Source organism: Paenibacillus mellifer, assembly GCF_023195895.1.
GTDB lineage: Bacteria > Bacillota > Bacilli > Paenibacillales > Paenibacillaceae > Fontibacillus > Fontibacillus mellifer.
The window spans coordinates 224,524-236,574 of the sequence record NZ_JALPRK010000002.1 but is presented as its reverse complement, the minus strand read 5'-3'; the positions used below and the strand labels follow the sequence as shown (position 1 = coordinate 236,574).

Annotated in this window: 13 protein-coding genes; all 13 read right to left on the bottom strand. The window is 51.0% G+C overall.

What is annotated here, in order from left to right:
* Nucleotides 1-22: 22 nt before the first annotated feature.
* Nucleotides 23-1,288 carry a cytochrome c biogenesis protein CcsA gene (gene ccsA / locus M0651_RS03830; RefSeq protein ID WP_248550513.1) on the bottom strand — a complete coding sequence of 422 codons (1,266 nt, stop codon included), beginning with the start codon at nucleotides 1,286-1,288 and terminating at the stop codon, nucleotides 23-25.
* Entirely contained in the window at nucleotides 1,285-2,955 is a 1,671-nt protein-coding gene (gene resB, locus M0651_RS03825; protein ID WP_248550512.1) for a cytochrome c biogenesis protein ResB, read from the bottom strand. Before resB ends, ccsA begins: the two co-directional genes overlap by 4 nt.
* A 22-nt stretch (nucleotides 2,956-2,977) precedes the next feature.
* Nucleotides 2,978-3,505 carry a redoxin domain-containing protein gene (locus tag M0651_RS03820; protein WP_248550511.1) on the bottom strand — a complete coding sequence of 176 codons (528 nt, stop codon included), beginning with the start codon at nucleotides 3,503-3,505 and terminating at the stop codon, nucleotides 2,978-2,980.
* Between the two features lie 465 nt (nucleotides 3,506-3,970).
* Nucleotides 3,971-4,717: a pseudouridine synthase gene (locus tag M0651_RS03815; RefSeq protein ID WP_248550510.1), complete on the bottom strand. Its 747-nt coding sequence runs from the start codon at nucleotides 4,715-4,717 to the stop codon at nucleotides 3,971-3,973.
* Nucleotides 4,718-4,862: 145 nt separating this feature from the next.
* A complete protein-coding gene (locus M0651_RS03810) occupies nucleotides 4,863-5,396 on the bottom strand; it encodes a spore maturation protein (protein ID WP_282577742.1) in 534 nt (177 codons plus the stop codon).
* A 6-nt stretch (nucleotides 5,397-5,402) separates the two neighbouring features.
* A complete protein-coding gene (locus M0651_RS03805) occupies nucleotides 5,403-6,032 on the bottom strand; it encodes a nucleoside recognition domain-containing protein (RefSeq protein ID WP_248550509.1) in 630 nt (209 codons plus the stop codon).
* 35 nt (nucleotides 6,033-6,067) lie between these two features.
* A complete protein-coding gene (locus M0651_RS03800) occupies nucleotides 6,068-7,270 on the bottom strand; it encodes a D-alanyl-D-alanine carboxypeptidase family protein (protein ID WP_248550508.1) in 1,203 nt (400 codons plus the stop codon).
* 139 nt (nucleotides 7,271-7,409) lie between these two features.
* Complete coding sequence (ytfJ, locus tag M0651_RS03795; RefSeq protein WP_248550507.1) at nucleotides 7,410-7,907, bottom strand: GerW family sporulation protein; 498 nt, start codon at nucleotides 7,905-7,907, stop codon at nucleotides 7,410-7,412.
* Nucleotides 7,880-8,563 carry a DUF2953 domain-containing protein gene (locus M0651_RS03790; RefSeq protein WP_248550506.1) on the bottom strand — a complete coding sequence of 228 codons (684 nt, stop codon included), beginning with the start codon at nucleotides 8,561-8,563 and terminating at the stop codon, nucleotides 7,880-7,882. Before M0651_RS03790 ends, ytfJ begins: the two co-directional genes overlap by 28 nt.
* A 163-nt stretch (nucleotides 8,564-8,726) precedes the next feature.
* Nucleotides 8,727-9,374 (bottom strand): SMC-Scp complex subunit ScpB, encoded by a 648-nt coding sequence (gene scpB / locus M0651_RS03785; RefSeq protein ID WP_248550505.1) that lies wholly within the window; start codon nucleotides 9,372-9,374, stop codon nucleotides 8,727-8,729.
* Nucleotides 9,343-10,140, bottom strand: a complete 798-nt coding sequence (locus M0651_RS03780; RefSeq protein ID WP_248550504.1) for a segregation and condensation protein A — start codon at nucleotides 10,138-10,140, stop codon at nucleotides 9,343-9,345. Before M0651_RS03780 ends, scpB begins: the two co-directional genes overlap by 32 nt.
* A 118-nt stretch (nucleotides 10,141-10,258) precedes the next feature.
* Nucleotides 10,259-10,726, bottom strand: coding sequence for a 6,7-dimethyl-8-ribityllumazine synthase (gene ribH, locus M0651_RS03775; protein WP_248550503.1), 468 nt, complete (start codon nucleotides 10,724-10,726; stop codon nucleotides 10,259-10,261).
* Nucleotides 10,727-10,787: 61 nt separating this feature from the next.
* A complete protein-coding gene (locus tag M0651_RS03770; protein ID WP_308195455.1) occupies nucleotides 10,788-12,026 on the bottom strand; it encodes a bifunctional 3,4-dihydroxy-2-butanone-4-phosphate synthase/GTP cyclohydrolase II in 1,239 nt (412 codons plus the stop codon).
* Nucleotides 12,027-12,051 lie beyond the last annotated feature (25 nt).

Here is a 12,051-nt window from a genome sequence, read left to right as displayed (position 1 = left end):
TCCATATGGTCTTCTAGCTTGGTTAATCGGTACCCGCATAGGAATGTAGACCCGCTATGATCAGATTCACCCCTACGAGCGTAAACATCACGACCAGAAATCCTAAGACGGCCAGCCACGAAGCTTTGCGTCCCTGAAACCCACGTGACAAGCGCAAATGCAGATAGGCACTGTAGAACAACCAGGTAATCAGCGCCCATACCTCTTTCGGATCCCAGCCCCAGAATCTGCCCCAGGCTTGCTGCGCCCAAATCATGGCAAACACGAGCGCGCCTAAAGTAAAGATCGGAAACCCGATTGCGATTGCCCGGTAGCTGATCTCATCCAGATCATCCGGATCGATCGCCCGCAGCGCCGGCGACAATGCCGAACCCAGCGATTTACGAAGAATCAACCGGAGCAGCAAATAAAGCACGGTACCCGTTAGTATAGCCCAAATTACCGTGTTCAGTTTACGTCCGGCCGTATCTCCCCGCATCCACGAAGGCGCATCGAATATCGGTTTCGTCATGCCGAGGAACGGCTGGATTTGCTCCGGTTCGCTTTGGTGCGGACCCACAATCGGAGGCAGATTATAGATTACTTTATCTTCTATTGTACTATCTTGCTCTACTTGGCTGTCAATCGTTGTCTGATTTTGTACGAATACGGCTTCATATCCGGCTGCCCGAAAGGCGAATACGGAAACAATAAAGCCCATTACTATAATAATAGAAAAAAGCGTAAATTCAACCCACCATTTTTGCCGACGACCCGGCCGGTCCGTGGCAGAGAAATCCACCGCGCGCAGCAGGTACATTAATCCGGCGATAAACCCGACGGCGAAAAACGACTCCCCGGTCGCTGCAAGCGTCACGTGGATATAAAGCCAAATCGAGCGCAACGACGGAATCAACGGCTGTACATCCTGCGGGAAGACGGCGGCATAAGCCATAATTAGAATGGCCAACGGGAGCGCAAACACGCCGAGCAGGATCTTGCGGTAGATGATAAAAACGACGGTGAAGGCCACCATAATCATCATCGACAAAAACGACATGAATTCGTACATGTTGCTGACCGGCACATGTCCGCTGTAAGCCCAGCGGGTGCCGCAATAAACTAAATGCGACAGCAAGCCAAGCGAGGAAACGGTAAACGAAATGCGCCCCCATTTGGCCTCATGGCGCTCTGGGTCACGGTTACGCCACGTTTTTCCCGTGACGGCCACTACATAACAGATAAATGCGGCGCAATATAGCAAAAAGGCCGACATAAATGCGACTCTACTGATTTCCAGAAAATTCATGGACGTTTCCCCCTGTTTTCCAAAGACTTCTCATCCGCTTCCAAGCCCATCGATTGAAGAAATGCGGATACTTCACGGCGCATCCCGAACCAGTTCTTCGTCGTGTGTCCGCCCAGTGTCAACTGTCGGCCATCCACGCGCAGCCAAATTCGGCGATGCTGCCAGTAAAACCCTAAGATCAGCCCAAGCATCACAATCCCGAGTCCCAACCAAACGAACGGCATCGCCCGGTCAATCCGGATGTTCAAATAACTGGATGCTTCGATAAAATCTACATCCTCCATCCCTAGGACATCTAGCTGCAGTTTCGTTTGAACTCCGCCAAGTTGCTTGTTGATCGCATCCTGCTGGAATCGTTCCTTGTCAATCTGCTTGGGAAAGTAAATATATTGCGCGCCTTGTTCGGGAAGATCCGGTCCTTGGATCAAGAACAAAAAGGCAGGTGCGTTAGGCTCGCCGGAAATGGAGACCGGCTGCCCCTGGTCGTTCAGGGAAAAATCCATATATTTGTTTTGCAGCGTAAGCCGGTAAGGACCCAATTCAATCTCACGCTGGGGATTTCTCATATCCAGTTTGAATTTGCCGTACGATTCCCCGGTTTTGGCATTCACTAAGGCCGGCTGTACGGATCTCAGCTTCGGCGTCAGATCGAAGTCAAACTGATAAGCCTGGAGCCCTTTATAACTGAGCGGATCATTAACCCGGATGGCGTGACGTTCCACCTCGCGGAGTTGCGGTTCTTTAGATGGATCATCACAATCGGCCGTACATTCATAAAGGATAGCTTGCGTCTCGAACAGCTTGGGAACGACTTTTTCCCTTGCTTTGAAATCTTCGGACATTTCATCTTCACTGTAATATTCCACCGTAAACTTCTCGTTCTTTAAATACAGGTTCGTTTCCGGGATCCGCGTAACCTCCCCTTCGGGGAACCAATAATGTTTGTCCAAGTGGAGACCCGGCAAACCGCGGAATAAGACCGCCAGAAGAAAAACGATCAGACCGATATGAATAATATAGGGGCCCCAGCGGCTGAATCGCTGTTTCTCCGCCAACAAAGCGCTGCCGTCTGTATGAACCCGGTAATGCTTCTTGCGCAGAGGCTGAACAGCACGCTTGATCCAATCGGCGCCATCCTCGTCAATCTCTCCTTGGTACACGACCTTCTGACGGGTGAGAAACTCCAGATGCTTGCGTACTTTTTGCTTTGAAAGCGCTTTGTACAACGGAAGCACGCGATCCAGGCTGCAAATGACCAGCGAAGCGCCGATCATCACCAGGAGCAGTATAAACCACCAGGATTCATAAGTATGCGATAAACCCAGTCGATAATAAATGTCGCCGATCGTCCCATATTTATTATTATAGAACGTGGATGGGTCGAAATTAATGAAGTTGCTCTCCTGCTCGAAGATCGTACCAAACATCGCCCCGATCAACGTGATGATGATCAAGTAGATGGCAACCTTCACGGAAGAGAAGAAATTCCAAACCCGATCGATTACATTGGGGTTGGCACGCTGCGACCGCCGAGCGACCCCATCATAACGCATCTCCAGCAGCCCGCCTGGTTGCTCGTCCTCGAACAGCGGTTTGCCGCAGGCTTCGCATAACACGGTTCCCACCCGATTTTGGTGGCCGCATTCGCATTTCGTATTTTGGATCACCGATTATGTCCTCCTCTCGTCGTTAAAGATCCACCAGCTGCTTGATTTGGTCATCCAACGTATCCAAGTTCAGCTCGCCTTGATGAATGGAGGAGATTTTGCCGTTCTTGCCGATAAAAAACGTCGTTGGCATCGGTACAATCCCGTAATCACGCGTCGTGGTATTATCGGAATCAAATAAAATGGGAAAATCCACGCCCGTTTGCTTGATGAAATTTTGCACGGTCATTTCGTCTTCGCCCGTATTGATCCCCAGTACGACAACGCCTTGATCACGCCATTTCTCCGCTTGAGCCTGCAATGCGGGCATTTCTTTCACGCAGTAGGTGCACCAGGTAGCCCAGAAGTTCAGAACGACCGCTTGGCCTTTGTAGTCATCCAACGTATGTACCTGTCCATCCAAACCGAGCAGCTTAAAGGCCGGCGGTTTACCACCCTGCTTGGGTTTTTCAGCTTCTCCGCCGGACACTGCGGTCCCGATGGCATAGCCGCCCAGTACGGCGATCAGCAGCAAGATGACGATTTGGATCGGCCGTCTCGCTTTCCCCATAGTTAACTTCCTTTCTATGACAATAATCATAAGTGTTGAACAAATCGTGAACACTCTATGAACATTATAACGAAAATCGTCGCAGTTTCAGCCCGGGGAAATATGAATATTATGTGACGCGCTAAAAATGCGGTGGTTCCAGGTAACTCCGAGCGAAATTTAGAGCTTAGAACGCGGTTTCTCTTGGAAATGATTCTATATATGCTGAACTGAAAATCTTTCGGGGGTAAGGGCGACGTGTGAAATGTTCTTACGATCGCTGTTGTTCGCGGATTTCTCTGATTTCCTAAATTCATAAGGAGTAGAAATCCGCTCACAAAGGCGACCACTGCCGTTTCTTCAGAATCATTTCACACTTTGCCTTTCTTCCGCTTGTGTTCAAGTTCAAAATTCTATAGATCAAATCCTTAGAACACTTCCGCAGCTTCAAATTCCCCTCTACGTTACCTCCTGCTCACCGCATTTCTAGCGCTTTGGTGTGGGGGGAGTGGTAGTGCGGGCTTGTTTATAGAGGCTTTCGACCTCTTCTTTCGTCAAGTGGCGGTACAAGCCGCGCTTGAGGTTACCAAGGTACAAATCGCCGAAGGAAATGCGTTTCAGCTTCGTCACAGGGTGAGAAATCGCCTCAAACATACGGCGTACCTGACGGTTTCTGCCCTCGTGAATCGTGATGGAGATCGTCGAGAATTTCCCCTCCGGATCGATGTCCTGATATTCTACCTCCGCCGGGGCCGTCATTCCATCCTCCAGCATCACGCCTTGCTTCAGCTTGTCCAGCGCCGAGCCATGAGGCACACCTTTAACTGTTGCGTGATACGTCTTCGATACGTGGTGCTTCGGATGCGTCAACAAGTGAGCAAATTCACCATCATTGGTTAATAACAACAAACCTTCGGTATCATAGTCGAGCCGGCCTACCGGGTAAACCCGCTCGGTGATTCCTTTTAAATAGTCGGTGACAATTTTACGCCCTTGGGGATCGGATGCGCTTGTGATGACCCCTTTCGGTTTATTGAACACAATGTACAGCTTCTTCTCCGTACCGATGGCCTTGCCATCAACAGTGATGATGTCTACGGCCAGATCAGCCTTCGTGCCTAAGGTCGTGACAGTTTCTCCGTTCACTTGAACTTTGCCGTTTAGAATCAATTCTTCACACTTGCGACGGGACGCCACACCTGCAGCGGCCAATATTTTCTGTAATCTCTCCATTTTCGCTAAGTCACCTCATACACATGATACCCACCGAAAGACAAAATCACAATAGCCGCGGGAGAAACCGCAAAAAACCGCCATGACAGCCAGTTAGCTGCAAGGCGGTTTGTACATCGATTATATGCAATGGATATGTAGGAAGTTATCCGAATAAGAGCAGACATACGGCGATCGCCGCAATAAAGCCGACAACATCTGAGAATAATCCGACCTTTAATGCGTAGCGGCCGTTCCGAATGCCTACGGCGCCGAAATAAACTGTCAATACGTACAATGTCGTATCCGTACTGCCTTGAATCGTGGAAGCGATCCGGCCGATCATCGAATCCGGTCCGTAGGTTTTGATCAGGTCGGTCGTAAACGCAAGCGACCCCGTTCCGGTCAATGGCCGGAGGAACCCGAGCGGAAGCACTTCAGGCGGAACCTTCAGCCAAGACAGCATGGGAGCCATCCACCCGACGAAGAAATCCAGCGCTCCCGAAGCGCGAAACACACTGATCGCCACCATCATGCCCACCAAATGAGGAATAATACCGATGGCCGTCGAGAAGCCGTCTTTTGCTCCATCCACAAACGATTCGTAGACCGGCACTTTTTTGAAGTAAGCATAAAGCGGAATGAATGCGATCATGACCGGTACCGCCCAAGCGGAGATAAGATTAATCCAGTCCAGCAAGGTGCCTCACCCTTTCAGCGAGATATTGGGCGGCGCTGAAGCCTGCGGCGGGGTGCGATACGTATTCCGACTGCGATACCAGCGGTCGGCCACTATAGCCGCCATTGTAGCAATTGCAGTCGCAAGCAGGGTAGAACCGACAATCTCCGCCGGGTTCGCGGAATGAAAGTTGATGCGGATGGCAATCAGCGTCGTTGGGATCAGCGTAATGCTGGCCGTATTCAGGGCCAGCAAGGTGCACATCGCTGGCGAAGCCGTTTGTTTGTCCGGATTCAGTTCTTGAAGCTCCTGCATGGCGCGGATCCCCATAGGGGTTGCCGCATTTCCCAGTCCCAGCAGATTCGCACTCATGTTCGATAAAATATATCCCATGGCCGGATGGTTCTTCGGCACGTCAGGAAACAAATAAGCGACGATCGGACCAAGCAGCCGGGAGATAGCCTTGACGAGGCCGGAATCCTCAGCCAGGCGCATGATCCCAAGCCAGAATACCAAAACGCTGATTAACCCAAAACATACAGTCACGCCGGTCGCAGCCCCATCAAACACTGCCTGCGTCACGGTGCCGATATCCCCTTTAATGGCGGCAAACAAAAATCCGATCAAAATAAGCGCAAGCCAAATTTTATTAACCATCTTTTCCCCTCCCTGACCCTGTCCTACTCTCTCTGCTATTGAACGTCAAACAACAGAGATCGCAGCACTTTTTTCAGCGCGCCCGTCCAGTTGGAAGGCAGTCGAATCACCTTCTGTTCAGAAGCAGAACCAAAGGCCCCACCCGTTTTCGGTTCGCTTCCTACTCCTGATCTGGACGGATTATAGCTGACTTTATCGTAAACCGGCACTGTGCCGATCTCTTCCCCTTTTAAAAGAACACTAATTTTACCGCGGTACCCGAATGAGCCCGTGCGCGCCGTGGTCAGTTTCAGCCTTCTTTCAATTTGTCCGGCTTCCTCCGATGTCAGCGCATATTTAAACTCGGCTCCGGTGATCAAACCATTTTCGATCATCTGCCCCTCGCCGATCAATGTCGTCAACGGATAGTTAGCAAAACCGTAGTCCAGGAGCTTCCGGTGGTCATTCCAATCATCTCCGTCATTTAAAGTGACGACCGCAAGTTGTTGACCCGAACGGGTCGCGGAACTCACCAGGCATCGTTTAGCGATTTTGGTATATCCGGTTTTGACGCCGTCCGCCCCGTCATAGAAACGCAGCATCTTGTTCTTGTTCAGCCATTTATAATCCCAAGGATCATTGGGATTCGGCGCAGTTTTGCTGGGGGTCCGGACGATCTCCTTGAACAGCGGATTTTTCAGCGCATAGCTTGTCAGCTTGGCCAAATCGTTCGCTGTTGAATAATGCCCCTTAGCGTCCAACCCATGTGGATTTTGAAAATGGGTATGGGTCAGTCCGAGCAACTTGGCTTTTTCGTTCATCAAATAGACGAACCCCTCTTCGGAGCCGCCAACATGCTCGGCAATGGCCGAGGCCGCATCGTTGCCCGAACGAAGCATGAGCCCGTACAGCATATTTTCCAGACTCATCTCTTCCCCCAAATGGAGATAAATCGACGAACCTTCCTTGGCAAAAGCGTTTCTTCCCACTGTAACCGTATCCGACAACTTCCCGTGTTCAATAGCAACAATGGCCGTCATAATTTTGGTCAAACTAGCGATCGGCAATGGTTCATCCCCGTGCTGACTGTAAAGCAGACGCCCCGACGTCACGTCAATGACCGCAGCGGCCTGAGCATGAATCGATGGCGCTGCGGGGGCGGCTTGTACCGCTTGTGGACTTAGCCAACTAAGCAGCAGTACGGCTGCCAAAAAACTGCAAAACGTGCGAAATCTGCGGTCCGATGTACTTTTCCTCATGTGCTGATTCCTCCGGTAACAGGTACTGTAGCGAGTACTTGTTTACTTATATGCGATCATCCAGGAGAGTATGTCCCACCTGGAATCAAGAAAAAGACCCCTCCCGGAAGTCCGGAAAGGATCAACGGTCGAAAGGCGGTTAAGCGAACGGGTTGATGCCGTTTCTTGCAGCCGATTCCTGCATCGCATTTTGAGCTGCATGCGCCGTTGCCATCGAGGCACCCGAAGTTGCAGCTTGGTTCGGGAACAAGGACTGGATTCTGTCGATGACACCAGGAACTGAATCGATAATTTTCTCGACCAGATGCGTTTGGTTATCCAGCGGTACGATGTGTACCCCCGGCTTCCCAACAACAAGGAAAGCGATCGGATTGATCGAAACCCCGCCGCCGCTACCGCCGCCGAACGGACGGGCTTTGCCGTGTTCGGTCGAACCTGAAGCCGCCTTCTCGTGGCCGTCCTCGATATTAAAATCGCTACCTCCTGCGGCAAAACCGAAACCGACGCGGCTGATCGGCAGAATCACGCTGCCGTCCGGCGTTTCCACCGGCTCGCCCACAATCGTGTTGACATCAACCATATCCTTGATGTTCTCCATGGCGGTTTGCATTAATCCTTGAATAGGATGGTCAGCCATTTTTTCACTCCTCCCTTCACTTTTAGCACGCGAACTATAAGTACCAGTCCAGCATATATAGCATAACCGCAGCGAATTTGCGCTATGCAGCGAAATTCCGTGGAAAATAACGGCGTCCCCCCAAATACTGGGACGACGAACAGCTTGGGTCTTTGCTTTAAACGAATGTGATGACTGAGCCATCCGACAAGCGTGCCTTTGACTCCCCATAAGGCGCCGGTCAATGTTGCGGTATGGGCTGCATCCTGTAAACCAATATTCGTCGACCATTCCAACTGGCGGAACGATATGCGGCGGAGCGTGGCCCGAAGCCAAACCCGAAACCCGCTGGTCGCCTTGAGCATCCGGTCGAATTCGTCCATCCATCGTTGGACTTGGTCTTTGTTCACTTTTTGATCCACGCTGGAAGATTCCTTTTGCAATACGTTCTCAGGTCGATTCTTCTCGAATTGCAGGCCCTCGCGCCAGTTCTTCAACTTTACCGAAGGCACTTGGTAGTGCAGACGCACAAAACCATAGAGCATCGTGACATCCAACAAGATTGTGTCGTCTCGATTCTTCTTGCGCAGGGTCAAATGGAGCGTGATTGTAGACAGCAAAATCAAGGCAGCTATAAGCAGCAGCAGGATCAGGATGCCTCCGAGCCAAATCCACACGGGAAAGCCCTCCATTACCTATCAGATAAAAATTCTCCATCGTAGTATGTCTTGCCCAAAAGGAAAAAATTCGTCAATGCGCAGCATGAAGCAGCATTTAAACGCAAAAAAACCACCGGAGACTTCCCCGGCAGTTTTAGGTGACATTGATTTATTCGTTATGTTAGCTTTCGTTCTCCGTTACTAGAGGCTCATCCGGCGGCGCAACTTCTTCGCCTACATCATCGAAAGTTAGTTGTTGTTCTTCCAGCCGCTGAAATAGCAGCTGAGTTTCTTCCTCAAGCTGTTCGGCACTTTCGAAATCAGCCAAATCCGGCAGATCTTTCAAGCTGGCTAGTCCAAAATAATCAAGGAACGCCTTCGTGGTGCCATATAGAATGGGACGCCCAATCGCTTCGGCACGGCCAACCTCCTCGATCAAATCTTTGTTCACCAACGAATGGATGGCTCGCTCCGATTTAACCCCACGAATCTCCTCGATTTCAACCCGGGTAATCGGTTGTCGGTACGCAATAATCGATAACGTCTCGAGTGCAGCCTGGGATAAAGTCGAACGCGAAGGCGAGTAGGCCAAGCGTTCGAAATAAGGGGCATGCTCCGGAAGCGTCGCCAACTGGTAGCTGCCGGCGATTTGCACGATTTGCAGCCCTCGGCCGGCTCGCTCGAAGGATGTTTTCATATCGAGCAAAGCGTCCGAAATCACCTCCTGCCGCTGTTCAGTTACTTCGGCCAGCTGCTTCAGGCTTAAGCCCTCTTCGCCAGCCAAGAACAACAGTCCCTCAATAATCGACTTCAATTCCTGAAAATTCATCGATTCTTCCTTCTCCTCTCCACTCCATGACGATATCGTCGAACAGCTTGTTTTGATAACAGACGATCTGCTTCATCTTCATCAGCTCCAGCACCGCCAGAAACGTGACGACAATTTCATGCCGATACATTTCCGGATGCAGCAGCTTAGAGAATAGCAGACGCCCTCCCTTGCCCGCCTGCTGGAGCGCGCCTACAACCTCCTTGATCCGGTCCTTGACGGAGATCTCATCACGGTGAATTCGCGCTACCGTATTCCGCTTGGCAGCCTTCCGAATCGCCTTCTGAAAGACGGCGATCAAATCAGCGGCGTGCAGGCCCTTTACCGGGTTCTCCTGCACTTCGGGCATATACGGCGTTAAATCCTCCGGCTCCTTGGAGAAGATCAAGCTGCGTTCCCATTCGCGTTCATGCAAATGTTCGGCAATTCCTTTATATTTCCGATATTCGATCAGCTTTCGAATTAACTCGTCCCTTGGGTCCTCCTCATCCTCCAGCAAATAATCGAATTCATCATCCAATTCAATGACGGGTGGTTTGGGTAACAGTTGTTTGCTCTTGATCGACAGCAGCGTGGCCGCCATGACCAGAAACTCACTGGTCACCTCCAGCTCTAACTCCTGCATGTCTTGTAAATATTCGAGGTACTGATCGGTAATCTCACTTATAGAGACCTGATGAATATCGATCTCCGCTTTGTCAATTAAGTGCAAAAGCAAGTCCAGCGGACCCTCGAAAGTTTCCAGCTTATACGTTACTGTCGTCAATGAACATCCTCCACCCGTAACCAAACATATATGTAGATTAGTTTACCTTAAAAACCGTTTGTTGCAAAAGAAAAATGTAGTACCCCGTCGAATCAGAGGTACTACATTAAGATAAGCACTATTTCAGTTGTTTCGTCAAGTTGGCCATCTCGATCGCTGCCATCGCCGCATCCCAACCTTTGTTTCCGGCTTTGGTCCCTGCGCGTTCGATCGCTTGCTCGATATTTTCGGTCGTTACGACGCCAAAGATCGTCGGCACGCCAGACTTGAGGCCTACTGCGGCTACCCCTTTGGCGACCTCGTTGCAGACGTAATCATAATGCGTGGTGGAACCGCGAATGACCGTGCCCAGCGTGATGACTGCATCGTATTTGCCGCTTTCCGCCAGCTTTTGCGCGGCGAACGGGATTTCAAATGCGCCGGGCACCCATGCGACGTTAATCTCTTCCTCTTTGGCTCCGTGACGTTTCAAGGCATCCATAGCGCCGGAAAGCAGCTTGCTTGTAATGAACTCGTTAAAACGCCCAACCACGATCGCATATTTTAACCCTTCCGATACTAAATGCCCTTCAAATACGTTTGCCATGAATGATCAAACCTTTCTATAAGTGGGATAGTGAATTATTTCGCGTTGTGAGGCTTCGTCCTTAGACGTGAGAGGATTCATCCTGCTCCAAATCGTCAAATTTGAGCAAATGCCCCAACTTGGCTTGTTTGGTGTGCAGATACTTAGTGTTATCCTCGTTTTCTTTCATTTGGATCGGCACGCGTTCGACAACCTCCAGCCCGTATCCTTCCAAGCCTTTGATCTTCCGCGGATTGTTGGTCATCAGACGGATTTGACGAACTCCCAAATCCTTGAGAATTTGCGCCCCGATTCCATAGTCTCGCAGGTCCGCCGGAAACCCGAGCTTCAGATTAGCGTCAACCGTATCAAAGCCCTGTTCCTGCAGCTTATAGGCCTTCAGCTTGTTGATCAAGCCGATCCCGCGGCCTTCCTGGCGCATATAGAGCAGTACCCCTTTACCCGCTTCCTCAATCTGGCGCAAAGCCGCTTCAAACTGCGGGCCGCAATCGCAGCGATGGGAGTGGAACACGTCTCCCGTTAAGCACTCAGAATGCACCCGCACGAGAACCGGTTCGTCCCCGTCGATCTCACCTTTAACCAATGCGACATGTTCTTTGTTATCAACGTCATTCGTGTAGGCGACGGCGCGGAATTCACCGTAATCGGTTGGCATACGCACCTCGACCTCGCGCGTGACCAGCTTCTCCTTCTCATTGCGGTAATGTATGAGATCCTTCACGCTAATCAATTTGAGATCATAGGTTTTGGCGATCTCCACCAAATCCGGCAATCGGGCCATCGTCCCGTCTTCCTTGATCACTTCACAGATGACGCCGGCCGGATAAGCACCGCACATCCGGGCGAGGTCGACCGCCGCTTCCGTATGGCCAGCGCGACGCAACACGCCGCCTTTCTTGGCGATCAACGGGAACATATGGCCCGGTCTACGGAAGTCCGAAGCCTTGGCATTCGGATCCATAATGGCTTTAACCGTTAAGGAACGCTCATAAGCCGAGATTCCCGTCGTCGTATCTTTATGGTCAATAGAGACGGTAAAGGCCGTCCCGTGATTATCGGTATTTTGCGCCACCATCGGCTGCAAATCCAACTCTTCTGCTCGTTCCGCCGTAATCGGCAGGCAGACCAGACCGCGGCCTTGGGTAATCATGAAGTTGATGACTTCGGGTGTCGCCTTTTCAGCCAGGGCCACGAAATCCCCTTCATTCTCCCGGTCCTCGTCGTCAACGACGAGGATGACCTTGCCCCGCATCAATTCGTAAATCGCTTCTTCGACTCGGTCTAATATGATGTCACCCACAGCTTTCCCCTCCTTGTTTTTATAT